Origin of the sequence: Micromonospora sp. LA-10 (assembly GCF_051853095.1) — a bacterium.
In the GTDB taxonomy this organism is placed as follows: domain Bacteria; phylum Actinomycetota; class Actinomycetes; order Mycobacteriales; family Micromonosporaceae; genus Micromonospora; species Micromonospora echinospora_A.
This window is the reverse complement of sequence record NZ_CP195710.1, coordinates 2228284-2249973: the sequence shown is the minus strand read 5'-3', so window position 1 is coordinate 2249973 and position 21690 is coordinate 2228284. Positions and strand designations below refer to the sequence as shown.

The following is a 21690-nucleotide window of genomic DNA, read 5'->3' as shown; positions in this document are numbered from 1 at the left end:
TTCGCTGCCCCAGTCATCCTTCTCCCCGTGACGGCGCCCGGCCCGGCGTGATCGATCCCGCACCGGCCTCCGCCGCGCGGGAAATGGTGATCCTAGGAGACCGAGGCCGGTCCCACGGCCCCGTCGCAGGGCGGTTCCGAGGGGGTGCGCCGGACGTTCACGTCGGGCCGGCCGGTGGCGGGGCGAGCGCGTACCCGCCGTCGCGGCGCACCACCATCGCCAGCTCTTCGAGCAGCGACAGCTTGCGCATCGCGGTACGCAGGTCGACGCCGGCCCGGGCGGCGACGCTCTCCAGGTCGAGCGCCCGGCGACGGGGCAACGCCTCCAGCACCTGGGTGGCCTCCTCGTCGAGCCGGTCCCGTGGGCGCTCGGGCGCGCGGGCCGGTGGGGCCAGGTCGTACCCGATCCGCCCCACCTCCTCCAGCACGTGCGCGAGGTTGGCGACCAGCCGGGCGTCCGGCCGCTCGCGCAGCACCTCGTGCCCGCCGACCGACATCGCGGAGGTGACCGGCCCGGGAACCACCATGGCCTGGCGCCGGAGGCCGAGCGCCCGGTTGAGCGTTTGGGTGGCGCCGCTGCGCGCCGCCGCCTCCACCAGCACCGTGCCGCGTGTCGCCGCCGCTATCACCCGGTTGCGGATGAGGAACCGTGGCCGCAGCGGCTCCGCGCCCGGCATCCACTCGCTCACCAGCAGGCCGGTCTCGGCGATCCGGTCGAACAGCGCGGCGTTGCCCATCGGGTACGGGCGGTCCACCCCGCACGCCAGCACGGCGACGGTGCGCCCGCCAGCTGTCAACGCGCCGCGATGGGCGGCGGAGTCGATGCCGAACGCCCCGCCCGACACCACTGTCCACTCCCGGTCGGCCAGGCCGTAACCGAGTTCGGTGGCGACGTGCGAGCCGTAGGGGGTGGCCGCGCGGGCGCCGACCACCGCCACCGAATGCGCCAGCGTCTCGTCGAGCGGCCACGCCCCGCGTACCCAGAAGCAGAGCGGCGGGTCGGTCTCCACGTCGACCCGGCGGGTGGCGCCGGACAGCGCCAGCCGCCGGAGGTCACGCACCTGGGCCGGCCACTCGCCGTCGTCCGGGGTGACCAGCCGGGCGCCCAGACGCTCGCCCCGGGCCAGCGCCTCCGCCGCGATCGCGCGGGCGTCACCGGCCGCGGCACGCGCCGCCACGGCCGAGCGCAGGGTCCGCTCCGGCGCGCCGCCGGACAGCAGCAGGTCGAGCGCGGCGACCGGGCCGATCCGCTCGACCAGCGCGTACACGGATCGGGTGCCGGGCTCGGCGAGCCAGGTGAGCGCGACCCGCGCCAGCTTGGTCTCGTCGCTGCTCACGCGGCCTCTCCCGTCCGCAGCTGGATGGCCTCCGCGACGTCGTCGCGGCCGGGCCGGTCCCGCCCGTCCAGGTCCGCGATGGTCCAGGCGAGCCGGAGTACGCGGTCGTAGCCGCGCGCGGACAGCGAACCGGTGTCGAGCCGGCGCCGCAGGTCCTCGGTGACCCGGGCCGGCAGGTGCCACGGCGGCCGGCGCAGGTGCGGGCCGGGGACGTCGGCGTTGACCCGGTGCCCGGTGGCCGCCCAGCGGTCGGCGGCGGCCCGCCGTGCGGCGGCGACCCGGGCGGCGACGGTGGCCGAGGACTCGTGCGCGGCGTCGGTCCGCAACAGCTCCGCCGCGCGTACCGCCCGCAGTTGGACCTGCACGTCCACCCGGTCGAGCAGCGGCCCCGACAACCGCCCCAGATAGCGCCGCCGGGCCAGTGGCGTGCACTCGCAGTCGACGTCGCCGGACGGCTTCGCGCAGGGGCACGGGTTGGCGGCCAGCACCAGTTGGGTGCGGGCCGGGTACTCGGTGGCGCCGCGAGTGCGTGCCACACGTACCCGGCCGCTCTCCAGCGGTTGCCGTAACGCCTCCAGGGCGCCCTTGCCGAACTCGGGCGCCTCGTCGAGGAACAGCACCCCGCGGTGGGCCAGCGACACCGCGCCGGGCCGGGCCAGCCCGGAGCCGCCACCGACGAGGGCGGGCACCGTGGCGGTGTGGTGGGGCGCCTGGAACGGGGGACGGCGCAGCAGCCCGCCGCCGGGCGGCAGCAGGCCGGCGATCGAGTGCAGCGCGGTCACCTCCAGGGCGGCCTCGTCGTCCAGTTCGGGCAGCACCGACGGCAGCCGTTCGGCGAGCATGGTCTTGCCGGCTCCGGGCGGGCCGAGCAGCGCGAGGTGGTGACCTCCGGCGGCGGCGATCTCCAGCGCGCGCCGCCCGAGCGGCTGGCCGGCCACGTCGGCGAGGTCCGGCCCGGGTGGGGTCCCGGCCGGGGCCGGAGCGGGCGGGGTGAGCAGTGGTGCGCCGGTGCGGATGTGGGCGACGAGCCGGTGCAGCGTGTCGACGGCGTGTACCCGTACGCCGGGGATGACGGCGGCCTCGGCGGCGTTGCCGGCGGGTACGACGACGCGGGTGTGCCCGGCGCGGGCGGCGGCGGCGACCATGGGCAGCGTGCCGCGTACCGGGCGCACCGCGCCGTCGAGGCCGAGTTCGCCGAGCACGACCGTGGCGTCCAGCGCGACCGGCGGCAGCTCACCCGAGCCGGCGAGCACGGCGACGGCGATGGCCAGGTCGAACGCCGAGCCGTACTTGGGCAGGGTGGCGGGAAGCAGGTTGAGGGTGATCCGCCGGTTGGGCCACTTCTGGCCGGAGTTGACGATCGCCGCGCGGACGCGGTCGCGCGCCTCGTGCAGTGCGGTGTCGGGCAGACCGGAGATGATCACGGCGGGCAGGCCGGGGGCGAGGTCCGCCTCGACCTCGACGAGGTGCCCGGCGACTCCGGCCAGGCCGACGCTCAGCACTTTCGCGTACCCCATGTCAGAACGCGCCGCGGAGGTGCTCGACCCGGGCGGGGCCGGTGAGCGGGAGCCGGACGGACAGCACGTCGAAGCGGACCTCGTCCGCCGTGGTGCCGGTCTCGGCGAGCCACCGGGCGGCCAGGCCGCGCAGCCGGCGGGCCTTGGCCCCGACGACGGCCTCGGCGGGGGAGCCGAACTGCTCGGTGCGGCGGGTCTTCACCTCGCAGATGGCGAGGACCGGGCCCTCCCAGGCGATGATGTCGATCTCGCCCTCGGGGCAGCGCCAGTTGCGGGCGACCGGGCGCAGGCCCGTCTCGATCAGGTGCCGCAGCGCGCACCGCTCGCCGTACGCGCCGACGGCTCGGTTCCGGTTCGTCATGCCGGTCAGGATGCGTGCGGCGGGTCCGGCGCAGGGGGATGCGTGGGTTCGGCCTGTGGACGACGACCGTTCTGTGGACGGGCTCACGATCATGCGTCCGACGTGCTACGGCTCCGACTGCGACCCGCTGCCTCCAGGTCGTCGGCGGCCCGCTCCTGGGCGACCGGGCACCGGCCGGACGCCGAGAGCCGTATCTTGCTCCCGCCGGGTGTGGCAGCCGGCGTGGCGGAGGGGAGTCTCGCGGTGTTCGCAGTGGACAGACGGTGGCGGCTGGTCGCGGTTGTGACGGCGGGCCTGTTGGCCGTCGCGGCGCTTGCGTGGCTGCTCTGGCCGGACCCCGCCCCGCCGCCCCGCGAGCGGCAGTACCGGGCGTTCACGGCCTGCATGCTGACCGACGACCGAGGTCTGGCGGGGCCCGAGGCGGCGGCGAGCTGGCAGGGGATGCAACGGGCGTCGTCGGCCACCTCGATCAAGATCCAGCACCTGGCGGTGGTCGGGAAGCAGACGCCGGAGAATGCCGAGGGCTTCTTCAACACCCTCGGCGTCCAGCGCTGCCGGATGGTGGTCGCGGTGGGTGCAGCGCCGGTCGCGGCCCTGGTCGCGGGACACAAGCGCTTCCCCGACGTGCAGTACCTCGTGGTCGGCGTGTCGCCGGACCCGGCCGTCCCGGCGGTGTCCGGTGAATCGGCCGAGGATCTGGCGGCGGGCGTGGAGCGCCAGGTGGCCTCCGCCGCCGATCGATGATCTTCAAGATTGACCATTGCTTTTTCAGTAAACGTCCAGGAAGCTTCCGCTGGGTTCGATTACCACGGGGGAGGCTGCCATGGGCGGTCAATACGATCCTGCCCTGCGCCCGACGGCGGCCAGGCAGATCTCGGTGCGAAGCGGCGTGCGCCGGGTCGCGACAGTCCTGATCCTGGCGCTGGCACTGCTCACCGCGGCGCCACGTGAGCCGCTGCCGCCGGTCGCCGGAAACGGATGGCCGACCAGCTGGCTCACCGACATGCTGTCGCTGCGTCCGTCCTGGGGCGCCGAGCCGCCCACCCCGAAGCAGAAGGCGGGCCGGGCGCCTGGCGGGCACTACGTCGCCGCGGCGCGCGACCGCGCCCGGCCGAGCGGCGAGCGGGCCAAGGGGGAGCTGCCCCGTTTCCAGCCTCACCGGCCGGCCGGACAGGTGCGCCAGACCGGTCCCGGGCGGCAGGGTTACCAGCCCCGCACCAGCAAGCGGCTGCCTGCGGCGTCGACCACCACGTCGGACGTCTTCCAGAACGCCGACGGGTCGGTCACCCGGCGCGTCTACCAGCGGCCGGTCAACTGGCGGGACGCCGACGGCACCTGGCGCTCCATCGACCCGGCGATCGTCCGGCTGCCGGACGGGCGCTTCACCGTCAAGGCGCATCCTCTCGGCGTCACCTTCGCCGCCGCCGGTGAGGCCGGGCAACCCCTGGTCGACCTGGCGCTCGACGACGAGCGCAGCCTCGGCTTCGACCTGGCCGGCGCCGTCGCGCCCACCGCCCGGGTGAACGGCAACGAGCTCACCTACGAACGCGCGTTGCCGGACGTGGACGTCACGATGGCCGTGACCGGAACCGACGTCAAGGAAACGCTGGTCCTGCACTCGGCGAAGGCGCCCACCGAGTACGTCTATCCGCTGCGCCTGCGTGGGCTGACCGCCGTTATCGACACCGACGGCGACGCGGTGTTCCTCCGGGCGGACGGCACCGAGGCGGCCCGGATGCCGGTCGGCTACCTGGAGGACGCGAGCGTGGACGCGTCCGGCACGGGTGCGCTCTCGCACTCGGTGCGCTACACCCTCGTCCCGCACGGCGCCGGGCAGGCGCTGAAGGTCACGATCGACGGCGCGTGGCTGCGTGACCCGAAGCGGAAGTTCCCGGTGCTGCTCGACCCGTCCACCGGCACGATCAAGACGGCGACCGGTGACACGTACGTGCAGTCCGACGTCACGGAGACCCAGCGCTCCGGCGAGGACAACGTGGCCGCCGGCACCTTCGACGGCACCGCCACCGGCAAGGCGCGGGCCCTGCTGCCGTTCTCCACCTTCGGCAGCACCTACGCGGGCAAGAGGCTCAGCGCGGCCGACCTGAACATCTTCATGAGCTACCAGGGCGTCGGCACCGGCTGCGTCGCACGCCGGTTCGACGTCTACCGGGTGACGCAGAACTGGGCCGCCTCCACCGTCAAGTTCGGCACGTTCCCCACCCTCTCCGCCTCGATCGGCAACGCCTCACCCTCGAACACGGCGGCCTGTGGGAACACCGCCAAGACCCGGAACGTGGGCACGTGGGTCTCGGTGCCGCTGAACGCCACCGAGGTCAACGAGTGGGTGACCGGCGCCGGCACCTACGGGCTGGCGATCAAGGCCAGCGAGACCGACTCCACGGCCTGGAAGCGGTTCACCTCGGCCAACTCGCCGTTGAACTGCGCGCACTCCACGTACGGGACGATCTCCTGCACGCCGTTCATCGACGTCACCTACACCGACAACGTCGCGCCGCAGATCGACGTGCGGTACCCGGCGGACAACTACACAGTCTCCACGCTGACTCCGGAGCTGGCCGCGAGCGGCCGCGACTCGGATGCCTGGCCGAACAAGGGGCTGCGCTACACGTTCGTGGTCAAGGATTCGGCCGGCACGCAGGTGGCCGCTTCCGGGTGGGTGACGAGCGGGGTGTGGAAGGTACCCGCCGGCGCGCTGTCCTGGGGCAAGACCTACACCTACACGGTCCAGGTCAACGACTGGTCCTCCACGGCACCGGCCACACCTGTGGCGTACGCGTTCACCACGGCCGTTCCGCAGCCGATGATCAGCGCGGACCTCGGCCAGAACGGCGGCAAGGGGTTCGAGCCGAGCACCGGCAACTACACCACCTCGGACAGCGACGCCGAGGTCGCCACCGCCGGTCCGGCGCTGTCGATCACCCGGGACTACAACAGCCGCGACGTACGGGCCGACAGCGCGTTCGGTCAGGGCTGGTCGTCGCTGCTGGACATGCAGGTGCGGGAACAGCCCGACGCCTCCGGCGCGGTGCAGACCGTCGCGGTCCGCTATCCCTCGGGTGAGGAGGTCGCGTTCGGGCGCAACGCGAACGGCGTCTTCGTCCCCGCGTCCGGCCGGTTCTCGGTGTTCAAGCCGATCACCGGCGGCTACTCGCTGACCGACAAGGACGCCACCGCGTACGAGTTCACCCGCTCGGTCGGTGGTGGCGTCTACCGGCTCACCCGGATCGCGGACTCGTCCGGCCGGGCGGAGACGCTGCGGTACGACGCGAACGGGCTGGTCGACCTGCTCACCTCCGTCTCGTCCGGCCGGACGCTGGCGGTCAGCTGGTCGACCCCGCCCGACGCGGGGTATCCGCACGTGGCGCAGGTGACCTCCGACCCGGTGACCGCCGGTGACGCGGCCACCCGTCTGACCTGGCGGTACAGCTACAACAAGGATCTGCTGAGGACGGTGTGCCCGCCGGGCACGACGACCGACTGCACCCGGTACGACTACACCACCTCCTCGCAGTACGAGGCGACCACGCTCAACGCCGGGCCGTACTCGTACTGGCGGTTGAACGAGCCGGCCGGTGCGACCAGCGCAATGAGCACTGTCCTGTCGAACGACGGCGCGGACAACGCCGCGTACACGAACGTCACCCTCGGCTCGCCGGGCCCGCTCGCAGGTTCGTCGGCGACGGCGGCCGGATTCAACGGCACCACCTCCAGCGTGCAGTTGCGGCAAAAGGCGATCAACGAGGCGTCGTACCAGTCGGTCAGCCTCTGGTTCAAGACCAGCACCGCCGGTGGGGTGCTGCTCGGCTACTCCGACGATCTGGTCACGCCGGGCGCCACGACGACGAAGGCGTACGTCCCGGCGCTGTACATCGGCACCGACGGCAAGCTGCGCGGCGAGTACCTGGTGAGCCCGGCCTCGGCGCTGGCCTCGGCCGCGGTGGTCACCGACGACCGCTGGCACCACGTGGTGCTCTCCGGCAACGGCGGCAGCCAGACGCTGTACCTCGACGGCTCGGTTGCCGGCACGCTGACCGGCGCCATCAACATGGCCTTCACCGGCGTGCCGAACGTCTACGTCGGCGCCGGGTTCCTCGGCGGCTCGTGGCCCGCGCAGCCGAACACCACCGGGACGGCCTCGTTCTTCAGCGGGTCGATCGCCGAGGTGGCGATGTTCAACAGCGCCGTGACCGCGAGCACCGTGACCGCGATGTGGAACAGCGGCCGCACGGCGGCCCCCTCGCTGTCGAAGATCACCAGCGAGGCCGGCCGGGTGCAGGCGCAGGTCACGTACGACCCGGTGTCCGGCCGGGTCAGCCAGGTCACTGACGAGAACGGCGGCGCCTGGAAGATCGGTGTGCCGCAGGGCATCTCGTCCAGCCAGGGCTACGTCTCCGCGGTCCTCGGCACCCGCCCGCGCGACTACTTCCGCCTCGGTGACATCGACGCCCCGGCCCAGGCGGTGAACGAGGTCGTCGGCGGCTCGATGCAGTACCACAACGTCACGTTCGACACCTCGCAGCCGAACACCACGAGCCCGTTCCCGGACCGGTTCGGCGCGAGGTTCAACGGCACCTCGTCGTACCTCAGCGGCACCGGCACCACCGCGGCCGGAACCGTGGAGTTCCCCGCGTCGGTGGAGATGTGGTTCCGGATCCCGGCGGGCACCACCAAGAGTGGCGTTCTGTACAGCATCTACAGCACGCCCACCGGATCGTCGAACATCCCCGCCTTGTACGTCGGGTCGGACGGTGTGCTGCGGGGCGGCCTGGAGCAAACCGGAGCCGCCATCACGATGACCTCGGGCTCCACGAAGGTCAACGACGGCAAATGGCATCACGTCGTGCTGGGCAAGCACTGGCCCAACGGGCAGGCGCTGTTCCTGGACAACAAGCTCGTGGCGACCAAGAACGAGGCATACCAGGGCGGCGGTTATCCGGCCTACATCGGCACCGGCTACACCTCGGGGCTTCCTGGGTCGTCCGGCACGACGAGCTACTTCACCGGTGAGATCGCCGAGTTCGCGTTCTACGACAAGCTGCTCACCGCCGCCCAGGTCAACGCGCACTACGAGGCGTCGAAGGCGGTCGGGTCGCCGACTGCTGACACCACCGGCCCGACCCTCACGCCGGTCTCCAAGGTCACCGTGACGGATCCGGGCGACAAGGTCTCCAGCCGCTACTTCGACCTGGTCAACGGCAACCGGCTGATCGCCGAGACCGACGTGCTCGGCAACACCACGAGCTACGGCTACGACGTGGGCGGGTTCGCCTCTGTGGAGTACGACCCGCTGGGCCAGCTCACCGAGTCGGGCAAGGACGTGCGGGGCAACACGATCCGCTCGACCACCTGCGCGCGACCGCACGACGACTGGCTCAGCGAGTGCGACACCACCTACTACAGCTACTGGCCGGACGCGACCACGACGCAGCTCACGCCGGACGCGCGCAACGACCAGATCACCGATATCCGGGATCCGCGTTCGCGCAACGACAAGGACGAGCGCTACCGCACGAAGTTCACCTACGACACCGCGGGCAACCGCACCTCGATGGTGTCGCCGCCGGTGGCCGACTTTCCGGCCGGTCGTACCGTGTCGATGACGTACACGACGGCGACCACGCCCGCGGTGGGCGGCGGCGTCACCCCGCCCGGACTGCCGCTCACCACCACCTCGGCCGCCGGGGCGGTCCAGCGGACCGAGTACAACGCCGCCGGCGACGCCGTCAAGATCACCGATGCGGCGGGGCTGGTCACCGAGTTCGCGTACGACGGTCTCGGGCGTGCGACGAGCCGCAAGGTGATCTCGGACGCCTACCCGGCCGGGCTGGTCACCACGTTCCGCTACGACGCCGACGGGCAGGTGACGGAGTCCACCGAGCCGGCGGTGACCAACCGGGTGACCGGCGCGGTGCACACGCTGCGCACCGTCGACACGTTCGACGCCGACGGCAACGTGCTGACCCGCACCCAGCAGGACCTCACCGGCGGCGACGCCAGCCGGACCGTGACGAACAGCTACGACGAGCGCGGCCGGCTGGTCAAGGTGGTCGACCCGGTCGGCGTCGTCACGCTCCAGGAGTACGACGCCTACGGCAACCAGACCACCGAGACGACCTGTGACAGCAACCCGGCGCCGTCGTCACCGTGCCCCAGCGGTGACGTGCTGCGCCGGCTGCGCACCACGTACGACGGCGAGGGGCAGGTTCTCGCCGCCACCCTGACCGGCAAGGACGGCACCACCACGCAGATCCTTTCCCGCGCCTACTACGCCAACGGCGACCTGGCGTCCGAGACGGACGCGATGAACTGGACCACGAAGTACGACTACTACAGCGACGGCAAGCTGAAGAAGGTCAGCCGGACCGACGGCACCACCACCCAGGTGCTGGAGGAGAACACCTACGACGAGGCCGGCAACCTCGCCGTCAAGAAGGAGAACAACGGCGCCACCACCACCAGCTACCTCTACGACCCGGCCAGCCGGGTGGTCTCGTCGACGGTCAGCCCGGACGGCGTCGACCGGATCAGCACGTACGCCTACGACGGCGACGACCGCGTCACCGCGACGCGCACCATGTCGGGTGCGAAGCGCACGGTGCTGAGCACCACCCGCACCGGCTACGACCCGATGGGCCGGCCCACGTCGAGCAGCGTGGGCCGCAGCGCCGACAGCGGCCCGGCCGGCTGGTGGAAGCTCGACGAGACCAGCTACGACGACAACCTCGGCTTCCTCGCCCTGCGGCCGTTCATCAGCTACGACTCCTCCCCGTCGCACAACGACATGGAGTTCCGCGCATCGGACGTGACCACGAGTGGCGGCGCGGCGACGTTCACCACCGCGGGTTACATGCAGACCCCGAACAAGGTGCTGGACACCACCGCGTCCTACTCGGTGTCGGCCTGGGTCCGGGCCGGGAACCTGACCGCCACCCACACCGCGGTCGGGCAGGGCGGCACCAAGAACGCCGCGTTCTCCCTCCAGTACAACAGCAGCCTCGCGAAGTGGGCGTTCAGCGCCCCGGCCACTGACGTCGCCTCGCCGTCCACCACCTACTCGGCGACCTCGGCGACCGCAGTCGCCGCGAACACCTGGGTGCACATGGTGGCGGTTTTCGACGCCGCGACCAAGCGGATGTCGCTGTACGTCAACAACGTCGCCGGCACCTCGGCCACCAATCCCACCCCGTTCGCCTCGGCCACCGGGTTGACGATCGGCGGCAACTCGTGGAGCACCGGCGGCAGCACGTTCGTCGGCTCGGTCGACAACGTGCAGGCCTACCAGCGGGCGTTGTCGGCAGCCGAGGTGTCCACCCTCTACAACGGCGGCAACGGCCGGGCCACGGCGGCGCTGTGGACCAACGAGATGACCACCGTGAACACGGTGGACAAGCGCGGTCTCACCACCGCGGTCAAGGACCCGCTCAACAACGTCACCAACTACGACTACGACGAGGCGGACCAGGCCGTCCAGACCGTCGCGCCGACCGTCACCACGGAGTCGTACGGCGCCGAGACGGTCAACACCCGCCCGGTGAGCCGGATCGGCTACAACACCTTCGGCGAGCAGGTCGAGGTGCAGGACCCGCTCGGCAACGTCACCCAGAGCCGGGTCGACGCGCTGGGCCGCCCGCGCCAGATGATCCTGCCCGACTACACGCCGCCCGGTGGTGGCGCGCCGATCGTGGGCGCCCGCACCGTGACGACCTACGACAAGCTGGGGCAGGTCGTCGCCAGCACCGATCCGCTCGACAAGACCACCTCCTTCGAATACGACATGTTCGGCAACGTCACGAAGGTGACCGGGCCGACCGGCCGGTCCGCGACCGCGCTCTACGACAAGGTCGGTGACCTGCTCGAATCGGTCGACGCGACGGGCGCGAAGACCACCGCCACCTACGACATGCTCGGTCGTACGCTGACCAGCAGCGAGGTGGTCCGCCAACCCACCCCGGCCACGAACACCAGCGTCAACGACTACGGCACCGGCGCGTACGGCACCGGTCCCTGGCTGCAGAAGACCACCACCCCCGAGGGCGTGGTCACCTCGTACGGCTACAACTCCGCGGGTGAGACGATCAGCGTCAAGGACGGCGCTAACAACGTCACCCTGCTGGAGTACGACGGTCTCGGGCAGGTCGTCAAGACCACCAACCCGGACTCCAGCAAGCAGGTCGTCACGTACGACGCGGCGGGCCGGCAGACCCGGGTGCAGCGGCTCGACCCGGCCAACGCGGTGCTCACCACCCAGTCGGCGGTCTACGACGACAACGGCAACCTCACCTCGGCCACGGACGCCCGCACCACCACGGCCACGTTCACGTACGACGCGATGGGGCGGATGACCGGCGAGAACCAGCCGACCACGCCCACCACGTCGATCCAGACCTCGTTCGGCTACGACGCGGCCGGCAACCGCACCCGGTTCACGAACGGTCGGGCCCTGGCCTTCTGGACCACGTACAACTCGTGGGGCAAGCCGGAGTCCCAGATCGAGCCGGCCACCCCGGCGTTCCCGGACGCGGCCGACCGCACCTTCAGCCTGGTCTACGACGCCGCCGGCCGGGTGACCGACCAGATGGCGCCGGGCGGCGTGCGGGTACACAACGACTACGACGATCTCGGCCGGCTGACCGGTCAGACCGGCAGCGGCGCCGAGGCGGCCACCGCGAGCCGCAGCTTCGACTACGACGACGCGGGCCGGATCACGTCGCTGTCGGTTCCCGCGGGCACCAACACCATCACGTACGACGACCGCGGCCTCCCGCTGTCCATCACCGGCCCGCAGGACAACGTCTCGTACGCGTACAACCGCGACGGCAACGTCACCTCGCGGAGCGACGCGGCCGGCGCCACCACGTTCGGCTACGACGGCGCGGGCCGGCTGCGGACCGCCGCCAACACCACGACGGGCGTCAACCTGACGGTCGGCTACAACGTCATGTCGCAGATCGCCACCATGACCTACGGGTCCGGCAACGTGCGGACGCTCGGCTACGACTACCTGCAACGGCTCAAGACCGACACGCTCAAGAACGCCGCGGGCACCACGACGCTGGCCTCCATCACGTACGGCTACGACAACAACGGCAACGAGACGTCGAAGGTGACCACCGGCTTCGCCGGGTCGGGTTCGAACACCTACACCTACGACCTGGCCGACCGGCTGACGTCCTGGAACAACGGCAGCACCACCATCGGGTACGCCTACGACGGCGCCGGCAACCGGACCCAGGCCGGTTCCCGGACCTTCACGTACGACGCCCGCAACCAACTGGCGACGGCCAGCGACGGCGTGACGTACGCCTACACCGCACGGGGCACCCTCCGGCAGACGTCGTCCGGAGGCAGCGTCCTCACCACCGTCGCGGACGCGTTCGGGCAGGTGCTGTCGCAGCAGTCCGCTACCGGGACCAGCAACTACTCCTACGACGCGCTGGGCCGGGCGATCCAGCCCGGATTCCGCTACAGCGGCCTCGGCAACGACCTGGCCCAGGACTCCGGGACCACCTACACCCGCGGAACGAACGGCGAGCTGCTGGCCACCGGCGCCGGCAACGGCGCGAACTCGGTCTACGCCTGGACCGACCAGCACGACGACGTGGTGGGGCAGTTCACCGCCACCGGCACAACACTGAGCGGCTCCCGGACCTACGACCCGCTGGGCAATGTCGTCGCCGGCTCCGGGTTGCTCGGCAACCTCGGCTACCAGTCCGAGTGGACCGACTCGGCCACGGGCCGGGTCAACATGCTTGCCCGCTGGTACAACCCGGCGACCGGGCAGTTCGACACCCGGGACACCGCGGCCAACGACCCGGTGCCGGACTCCATCGCCGCGAACCGCTTCCAGTACGGCGACGGGAACCCGCTCACCACCACCGACCCGACCGGTCACTGGGGCCTGCCGAGTTGGAAGTCAGTCGTCAACGTGGTGACCCGCCCGGTCGCGGCCGCGCAACAGGTCGTCAACTACACCTACAAGGCGGCCGTCAGCACGTACCGGTCGACGGTGAACACCTACCACTACGTCGCCTCTGGCAAGGCGTGGAAGGACGTCAAGAAGGGCGCCAAGAAGGTCCAGAAGAAGTTGAAGAAGGCTGGTCGGGTGGCCTGGGACTCGACCAAACGCTGGGCGAAGAAAAAGGTTCAGCAGGTCTCCGACGCCTACAACGCCACGAAGAAATGTTTGAAGAAGGGCACCTCCAAGTGTGTGCGGGAGGCTGCCAAAAAGACGGTCAAACGCGCCGTGGCGAGCGTGAAATCCACAGTGGCGGCGATCAAGAAGGATCCGTGGAAGTTCGTCGCCACGGCAGCGGTGGCGATCGCCGCCACTGTCGCGGTCGGCGCGCTCTGCGCCACCGGGGTCGGCTGCCTGATCCTGGCCGGCGCGGTCGCCGGGGCCATGTCCTCCGGCGCCGGCTACATGGTCGACGTCTCCCGGGGTGACGAGGAGTTCTCCTGGAGCGGGCTGGCCGGCACCATGATCGAGGGTGGCCTGGACGGCGCGCTGTCGGCCGGCATCAGCAAGTTCACCGGCGGCGCGAGCAAGATGCTCGCCGGCGGGGCCAGCCGGGCCCCAGGTCTCGGCGGGAAGCTGCCGTCGCTGGGCCGCGGCAATGACCTGCACGGCGCGGGCGGACCGAACCCGGCCGCCCGCCCGCGCTCGAGCACGGAGGAGCGGGCTTCCTCGTCCGGTGGGTCGCCGGGCTGTCGGACTCGGCACAGCTTCGACCCGCAGACCCGAGTGCTGATGGCCGACGGGTCCAGCAAGGCGATCAAGGATGTCGCCCTCGGGGACAAGGTCGCGGCGACCGATCCGGAGGCCGGGCGGACGGCGGCGAAGCCGGTCACCGCCCTGCACCAGAACCGGGACCGTGACCTCACCAACGTCACCGTCAAGGACGACACCGGCAAGACGACGGTGCTGAAGACCACGCAGCACCACCCGTTCTGGGACGCCACCGACAGCGCGTGGGTGGACGCCGCCAAGCTCGCAGTGGGTCACCGGCTGCTCGTCCACGACGACAAGAGGCTGGAGGGTGACGGCACCGGCGCCGGAATGGGTGGTGGTGGACCTGGACGCGAGGTCACCGTCGTCGCGGTCGAGAACCACGTCGGCGACGAGGAGATGCGCGACCTGACGGTCGCCGACATCCACACGTACTACGTGTTGACGGGCAACACGCCGGTTCTGGTCCACAACAACAACATGTGTGGGACGGCCAGCACTCAGGCCGTCAACCACGTCGATTGGGCACGAGAGGGCGGGGGCCCGTACGCCAACGCGGCCCGGCAGCGCGCGTTTGAGTATGAATCGCGTACACCTGGTGCCCGTACCGATCCACTGACCGGGCAGAATTTGGTGCCGCGACTGTCGATGCCGGCTGTCGACGGCACCAACGTCACCGCCAAATTCGACGGACTCCTAGGCGATGAGATAATCGATCGCAAGAACAACGTTCTGCCATTCACCACGGATAGCATGCTTGATGAAGCCCGGCGTCAAGCAGCCACCTCGGCGTACCATGGCCTCCAGGCGGTCTGGGAGGTGCCGAATGCGGCGGTTTTGACCAAGGCCCAACGCTGGCTGAGTGATGCTCGCGTGACAAATATCAACGTCAGGGTGGCGCCATGAACTTCGACCCCGTGATTGTTGCAATGGTCTCGGCTATTCAAATGCTGGACCATGCTTCTGAGGAGGAAGTTGACCCGAGCTTTGCGGTCGAGGTTCAACAGATCATGGGTGACTACCTGGACGAACTGACCGGCGAGGATGTGGGTGAATTCCGACAGATCCTGCTCCGTATTGCCGATGAACGTTCCTCTGGCGATCCTTTGATCTCTCAGTATCTTCGGAGGCTCGCGGACGGGTATGCGTCGACAGAATAGATGCGGATTCCGAATTTCGGCGGCTGGTTCTCAATTGTTTGATCCACAGCATGTAGTCGGGTGGCGCCTGATGGTGATGTAGGCGTTGAGCTGGGCCGACGCCCCCCGACCCGAATGGCGCGGCTGGTGCCGGTCGCATACCGTGCCGGTCGTGGACGGACGACGGAGCTATCCCGAGGATGAGCAGGGGCCGCGATGGGGCGACCGCGGATACGAGTCGGACTGGCGCGCCGCGGGTGAGCCCCGCTACCGCGACGACGACTACCGCACGCCGGAGCAGCGCGCCGGTGAGAGCCGGTACGCCGAGCCGGGCCGGTACTCCGCCGCCGACCCGCTGGTGGACGACACGAGCAGTTGGCGGTCGCAGCGGCCGGACGACCCGGAGGTCTCCGGCGAGCTGCCCGGGACGCGCGCCGGCCGGCGCGCGGCGCGCGAGTCGGCGACCCCGCTCGGTGGGGAAGACCCACTCGCCGCGGTGTCCCGCAGCGGTGTGGACGCGCTCGGCACCGCCGCGCACGGCAACCCGCTGAGCGCGGTGCCGGCGAGCCCGCTCGGCGCCCCGGCCTCCGACGACGCGTCCCGTACCGGCGGCGACCCGTACGGCCTGGCCGCTCACAACGCCGATCCGCGCGGTGGCGGTAACGCGCTGGCCCTCGGCGCCGCTGCCGGCCAGGCTCGTCCGGGGCCGCTCGGCGGTTACCCGATCGTGGACACCGGCCGTTCGGGCGAGCCGCCGGCGACCGGTGGGGCGGACCCGTCGGCCGCGGCGCGGCTCAATCCCGGCGAGGCGACTCCGCTGCGGATCGGTGAGCGCCCGGCCGGTCCGGCCGAGCCGGCGGCGACCCCGAACCCGCTGGAGATGCCGACCGGCCCGATGCCGGCACTCATGCCCCGGCCGGACGGTCCGCCGCCCGGTGACGGTGTGTACCGGACCCGGCGTCCGGCGCTGGCGGTGCTGCTGGCGGTGATGGTGCTGGTGCTGGAGGTGCCGGCGGTACGGGTGTTGCTGCACGGCCTGTTCGGCGACCCGGTGTCGACGTCGCACGTGGTGGTGGGCATGTTCCTGGTGGTCGGGCTGCCGATCTTCGGAACCGGCCTGTACGGGCTGCGTACCGGCGGGCTGGCGCTCGCCGACGGCAGCCGTGGCTGGCTGCGCCCGCCCACTGCGTACCTGACGGTCGGGCTGGTCCTCTTCCTCGCCGCCGCCCTCGCGGCGGGCTGAGCGGGGAACGGCCATCTACCCCGAAGTGGCGGTGTCACCGACAGGTTGACACCGCCACTTCGCCGTAATGGAGTCGATCAAGGCTGGTGTCGATCAAGGCCGTACCGAAGCCGATCAAGGATCGATCGAGCCGGCCTCCCGCACCCGAGGGCCGTGCGGCGGGCAGGGCGCGTACACTGGTCGACTGGCGACCGCCTTGCGCGGTCGACCTCGCGTGCCCTCTCCACGGTCTCCTCCGTGGGGCGACGGCCTCCCTGGTCCCGGTTCTTCATCCGGGCCCACCCAGGCCGCCGACCGGGCGCCAGGCGTCCGGTCGCCGACCGGACGGACAACCAGGGACAAAGTAGGAGTAACCCACCATGGCCGTCGTGACCATGCGTCAGCTGCTGGAAAGCGGTGTGCACTTCGGGCACCAGACCCGGCGCTGGAACCCGAAGATGAAGCGCTTCATCTTCACCGAGCGCAACGGTATCTACATCATCGACCTACGCCAGACGCTCGACTACATCGAGAAGGCGTACGAGTTCGTCCGCACCACCGTCGCCGGTGGCGGCAGCATCCTGTTCGTCGGCACCAAGAAGCAGGCCCAGGAGGCCATCGCCGAGCAGGCGACCCGGGTCGGCCAGCCGTACGTCAACCACCGCTGGCTCGGTGGCATGCTGACCAACTTCCAGACCGTGTACAAGCGGCTGCAGCGGATGAAGGAGCTGGAGGCCCTGGGTGACCTGAGCGGCACCGCCGCCGGTTACACCAAGAAGGAGACGCTCCAGCTCTCCCGCGAGAAGATCAAGCTCACCAAGACCCTCGGTGGTCTGCGGGACATGCAGAAGCTCCCGGCCGCGGTCTGGATCGTCGACACCAAGAAGGAGCACATCGCCGTCGACGAGGCCCGCAAGCTGGGCATCCCGGTGATCGCCGTGCTCGACACCAACTGCGACCCGGACGAGGTCGACTTCCCGATCCCGGGCAACGACGACGCCATCCGCTCGGCCGAGCTGCTGACCAGGGTCGTCGCCGCCGCCGTCGCCGACGGTCTGATCGCCCGCTCCGGCCGTAACCGGGGCGCGGACGAGAAGCCCGAGGCCGGCCAGGTCGCCGCCGGCGAGCCGCTGGCCGAGTGGGAGCGCGAGCTGCTCGAGGAGCCGAAGAAGGCCGACGAGCAGCCCGCCGCCGCTGAGCAGCCGGCACCCGCCGCTGTCGAGCAGCCGGCGACCGCCGCCGCGGAGTGATCTCGCCGTCGCGTCCCCACCGTCGGCGATTCCCGGCGGTGGGGCCGCGACGGGTACGCCGGGTCAGCACCGGCCCGGAACCGGGTAATCAGCACCCCAGACCACCTCACTGACACCGAAGAGAGAGTCATGTCCAACTTCACCGCCGCGGACGTCAAGAAGCTCCGCGACCTCACCGGCGCCGGCATGATGGACTCCAAGAAGGCGCTGACCGAGGCCGAGGGCGACTTCGACAAGGCCGTCGAGATCCTGCGCGTCAAGGGCGCCAAGGACGTCGGCAAGCGGGCCGGCCGCACCGCCGCCAACGGGCTCGTCGCCCACTCCGGCCAGGCGCTGCTCGAGCTCAACTGCGAGACGGACTTCGTCGCCAAGAACGACGCCTTCATCGCGCTGGCCCAGCAGCTCGTCGAGCACGGTGTGGCCAGCGGCGCCACCAACGCCGAGGAGCTGCTCGCCAGCAGCATCGACGGCAAGAGCGTGGCCGACCTGATCCAGGAGCAGTCCGCCAAGATCGGCGAGAAGCTGGTGCTCAACCGCTTCGCCAAGCTGGACGGCACCACCGCGGTCTACATGCACCGCAAGAGCCAGGACCTGCCCCCGGCGGTCGGCGTGCTCGTGGAGTTCACCGGCAAGACCGACGAGGCGGCGGACGCCGACGCGCGCGCCGTGGCCATGCAGATCGCCGCGATGCGCCCGAAGTACCTCACCCGCGACGAGGTGCCGGCCGAGACCGTCGAGTCGGAGCGGCGCATCGCCGAGCAGACCGCCCGCGAGGAGAACAAGCCCGAGGCAGCGCTGCCGAAGATCGTCGAGGGCCGGGTCAACGCCTTCTTCAAGGACTTCGTCCTGCTGGAGCAGGCGTCGGTCGCCGACAACAAGAAGACCGTCAAGCAGGTGCTGGCCGACGCCGGCATCGAGGTGACCCGCTTCCTGCGGTTCGAGGTCGGCCAGGCCTGAGCCGCCGCACCGGGCCTTCCAGGCCCGGGCACAGGGGAGAACGTCGACGAGGAGGCCGCCGGTGTACGTGACAGGCACCGCGGCCTCCTCGTCACATAGGGTCGGCAAGGGCACGTACGGCGACGCCCGCGCGATGCGCGGGGAGAAGGGGCGGGGCGGATGACGCAGGTTGTGAGTGACCGGAGCCTGGCGATGGAGGATCCGACCGCGCCTCCTCCCGGTCGGTCCCGCCGGGTGGTGCTGAAGCTCTCCGGTGAGGTCTTCGGCGGCGGCGCGATCGGCGTCGACCCCGACGTCGTGCAGGGCATCGCCCGGCAGATCGCCACCGTGGTACGCCTCGGCGTGCAGGTCTCCGTGGTGGTCGGCGGCGGCAACTTCTTCCGGGGCGCCGAGCTGCAGAAGCGCGGCATGGACCGGGCCCGCGCCGACTACATGGGCATGCTCGGCACGGTCATGAACTGCCTGGCCCTCCAGGACTTCCTGGAGAAGGAGGGCATCGAGACCCGGGTGCAGACCGCGATCACCATGGCCCAGGTCGCCGAGCCGTACATCCCGCTGCGGGCGATCCGGCACCTGGAGAAGGGCCGCGTGGTCATCTTCGGCGCGGGCGCCGGCATGCCGTACTTCTCCACCGACACGGTGGCCGCCCAGCGGGCACTGGAGATCCGTGCGGACGTGGTGCTGATGAGCAAGAACGGTGTGGACGCGGTGTACACCGCCGACCCCCGGATCGACCCGACCGCGAGCAAGCTCGACTCGATCACCTTCTCCGAGGTGCTGCGCCGCAACCTGCGGGTGGCCGACGCCGCGGCGTTCAGCCTCTGCATGGAGAACGGCCTGCCGATGCTGGTCTTCGGCGCCCAGGGCGACGACACCATCGTCCGGGCTGTCGCCGGTGAGAAGATCGGCACCCTGATCACCGCCTGACCGACCCGCCGGATCGACAAGCGGTCCCTCTGCCACGGCGGCACCCGCACTACCCACGACGAGCAACAGAAGGAGGCGAGGAGACCGGTGATCGACGACACCCTCCTCGAGGCGGAGGAGAAGATGGAGCGTGCCATCGAGCACGCCAAGGAGGAGTTCGGCGGGATCCGTACCGGTCGCGCCAACGCCGCCATGTTCTCCCGGATCGTCATCGACTACTACGGCAGCCCGACCCCGCTGCCGCAGATGGCCTCCATCGCGGTGCCCGAGCCCCGCATGGTGATCATCAAGCCGTACGACAACTCGCAGCTGGGCGCCATGGAAAAGGCGATCCGCGACTCGGACCTCGGGGCCAACCCGAACAACGAGGGCAACCAGCTCCGCATCGTCCTGCCGCAGATGACCGAGGAGCGGCGCCGGGAGATGATCAAGGTCGCCCGGCAGAAGGGCGAAGAGGCCAAGGTCGCCGTGCGCAACATCCGCCGCAAGGCCAAGGAGGAGCTGGACCGCCTGGTCAAGGACGGCGAGGTCGGCGAGGACGAGGGCCGGCGCGCGGAGAAGGAACTGGACGACCTGACCCACCGTTTCGTCGCAGGAGTCGACGAGCTGGTCAAGCACAAGGAGAGCGAGCTGCTCGAAGTCTGAGCGCCCGCGTACCCCGCACGGCACCGCCGCCGTCGCCCGCACGGGCGGCGGCCCGGTGCCGTCGTCGTGCCCGGCGGCGCACACCCTCGGGGCTCCGGCGGGTGCAGTAGGCTCGGCACGATTCCGGCCACCACGGGGTGAACGGCGGGGGTCGCCCGGCCGTCGGTCGGTCAACAGGAAGTCTCACGCCGGTAGGGGATGGTTTTGGTCTTGCGTCATGTGGTGGCTCTCGTACCGGGTGCCGGTGCGTGATGTCCCACCCCGACCCCTACGGCAGCACCGAGCCGCGTGGCTGGGACCGTCCGGCGCCCGCCCTGCCCTGGCCGGACACCGACCTGGAACCCGGCCCCTGGCGGCCCGGTCCGGCGGCGCCCACCCACCCCGCCGAGCCGGACACCTACGCCCGCCCGGACGCGTACGCGGCTCCGGACACGTACACCGGTCCGGACACCTACGCGGGCCCGGACACGTACTCCGGGCCGTACCCGACGACCTCGCGGCACCACGACGGACCGGGCCGGTACGACGGACCGCCGGCCGGCGACCGCGGCCGGCCCGACGGGCCGGAGCACAGCGGCCCGTGGGGTGAGCCGGTCCGCGACGACGAGTACCCGACCGCGCAGATCGCGCCGGTGCGGGACGAGCCCACCGACCAGATCCCGGCGGTACGCGACGAGCCCGAGCCCGAGCCGCAGGCCGGCCGACGGGGCCGGGGACGGCGGCGGGCGAGCGCGGAGCGACCGCCGACCGTCGTGCCGACGACGTCCCGGGCGGGCCGCAACCTGCCGGCCGCGATCGGCGTCGGACTGGCCCTCGGCGCTGCGGTTGTGGTGCCGCTGTTCTTCTTCATGCCGGCGTTCCTCGCCGTGCTGGCGACCGCGGTCGGGATCGGCATCTGGGAGATGGCCCGGGCGGTACGCCGCAGCGGCGCCCACCCGCCGCTGGCGCCGCTGGTCGCCGGTGGCGTGATCACTGTGGGCCTGGCCTGGTTCGCCGGCCCGGACGCGCTCTGCCTCGGCCTGCTGGTCACGGTGCTGGGCACGATGATCTGGCGGCTCGGCGACGGGCCGGGCAACTACCAGCGGGACCTCACCGCGGCCACCCTGATCGCGGTGTACGTGCCGTTCCTCGCCGGGTTCGCGGCCATGCTGGCGGCGGCGCCGGGCGACGGGCACCTGCGGGTGCTGGTGACGCTGGTCGCGGTGGTGCTCTCCGACACCGGCGGGTACGCGGCCGGGGTGACGTTCGGCAAGCACCCGATGGCGCCCACGATCAGCCCGAAGAAGTCCTGGGAGGGTTTCGCCGGCTCGGTCGCCGCCGCGGCGGCGGGCAGCGCGGTGCTGCTGTGGGTGCTGTTCGACGTGGCGCCCTGGTGGGGCGCGCTGTTCGGGATGGCGATCTCGGTCTCAGCGGTGCTCGGCGACCTCGCCGAGTCGATGATCAAGCGGGATCTCGGCGTCAAGGACATGAGCAATCTGCTGCCCGGGCACGGCGGTTTGATGGACCGGCTCGACTCGATCCTGTTCGCGGTGCCGGTGGCCTACCTGCTGCTCGCCGTGTTCGTCCCGGTGGTGAGCTGAGGCATGCGT

12 protein-coding genes are annotated in these 21690 nt (G+C 71.1%); 9 read left to right on the top strand and 3 right to left on the bottom strand.

The genetic code is table 11. The features are described 5' to 3' along the window. Positions 1 to 157 precede the first annotated feature (157 nt). Genes ACSDG8_RS10390 through ACSDG8_RS10380 form a run of 3 tightly spaced genes read right to left on the bottom strand, consistent with a single transcriptional unit; the run spans position 158 to position 3214 of the window. The gene (locus ACSDG8_RS10390) at positions 158 to 1336 is read right to left on the bottom strand and encodes a DNA-processing protein DprA (RefSeq protein ID WP_210942841.1); all 1179 of its coding nucleotides are present in this window, start codon (positions 1334 to 1336) and stop codon (positions 158 to 160) included. After that, positions 1333 to 2853: a YifB family Mg chelatase-like AAA ATPase gene (locus tag ACSDG8_RS10385; protein WP_210942842.1), complete on the bottom strand. Its 1521-nt coding sequence runs from the start codon at positions 2851 to 2853 to the stop codon at positions 1333 to 1335. The genes ACSDG8_RS10390 and ACSDG8_RS10385 overlap by 4 nt, the downstream gene beginning before the upstream one ends. Before the next feature lies 1 nt (position 2854). Beyond that, on the bottom strand, positions 2855 to 3214 hold the full coding sequence (locus tag ACSDG8_RS10380; protein ID WP_030500787.1) for a YraN family protein: 360 nt from the start codon (positions 3212 to 3214) through the stop codon (positions 2855 to 2857). Between the two features lie 243 nt (positions 3215 to 3457). Here ACSDG8_RS10380 and ACSDG8_RS10375 point away from each other — a divergent pair, with 243 nt between their 5' ends. From ACSDG8_RS10375 to ACSDG8_RS10335, 9 genes are all read left to right on the top strand, one after another. Continuing rightward, the gene (locus ACSDG8_RS10375) at positions 3458 to 3958 is read left to right on the top strand and encodes a hypothetical protein (RefSeq protein ID WP_439427844.1); all 501 of its coding nucleotides are present in this window, start codon (positions 3458 to 3460) and stop codon (positions 3956 to 3958) included. A gap of 79 nt (positions 3959 to 4037) precedes the next feature. Then, positions 4038 to 14867 (top strand): LamG-like jellyroll fold domain-containing protein, encoded by a 10830-nt coding sequence (locus tag ACSDG8_RS10370; RefSeq protein ID WP_439427843.1) that lies wholly within the window; start codon positions 4038 to 4040, stop codon positions 14865 to 14867. After that, the gene (locus ACSDG8_RS10365; protein WP_210893344.1) at positions 14864 to 15121 is read left to right on the top strand and encodes a hypothetical protein; all 258 of its coding nucleotides are present in this window, start codon (positions 14864 to 14866) and stop codon (positions 15119 to 15121) included. Before ACSDG8_RS10370 ends, ACSDG8_RS10365 begins: the two co-directional genes overlap by 4 nt. Positions 15122 to 15263: 142 nt before the next feature. Then, complete coding sequence (locus ACSDG8_RS10360) at positions 15264 to 16343, top strand: hypothetical protein (protein WP_210942845.1); 1080 nt, start codon at positions 15264 to 15266, stop codon at positions 16341 to 16343. A gap of 359 nt (positions 16344 to 16702) precedes the next feature. Then, on the top strand, positions 16703 to 17572 hold the full coding sequence (gene rpsB, locus ACSDG8_RS10355) for a 30S ribosomal protein S2 (protein WP_210942846.1): 870 nt from the start codon (positions 16703 to 16705) through the stop codon (positions 17570 to 17572). 129 nt (positions 17573 to 17701) lie between these two features. Next, positions 17702 to 18529: a translation elongation factor Ts gene (tsf, locus tag ACSDG8_RS10350; protein ID WP_073830340.1), complete on the top strand. Its 828-nt coding sequence runs from the start codon at positions 17702 to 17704 to the stop codon at positions 18527 to 18529. 192 nt (positions 18530 to 18721) lie between these two features. Beyond that, on the top strand, positions 18722 to 19456 hold the full coding sequence (gene pyrH / locus ACSDG8_RS10345) for a UMP kinase (RefSeq protein ID WP_192900267.1): 735 nt from the start codon (positions 18722 to 18724) through the stop codon (positions 19454 to 19456). An 87-nt stretch (positions 19457 to 19543) separates the two neighbouring features. Beyond that, positions 19544 to 20101: a ribosome recycling factor gene (frr, locus tag ACSDG8_RS10340; RefSeq protein WP_030504243.1), complete on the top strand. Its 558-nt coding sequence runs from the start codon at positions 19544 to 19546 to the stop codon at positions 20099 to 20101. A gap of 251 nt (positions 20102 to 20352) precedes the next feature. Beyond that, positions 20353 to 21681: a phosphatidate cytidylyltransferase gene (locus tag ACSDG8_RS10335; RefSeq protein ID WP_210942881.1), complete on the top strand. Its 1329-nt coding sequence runs from the start codon at positions 20353 to 20355 to the stop codon at positions 21679 to 21681. Positions 21682 to 21690: the final 9 nt, after the last annotated feature.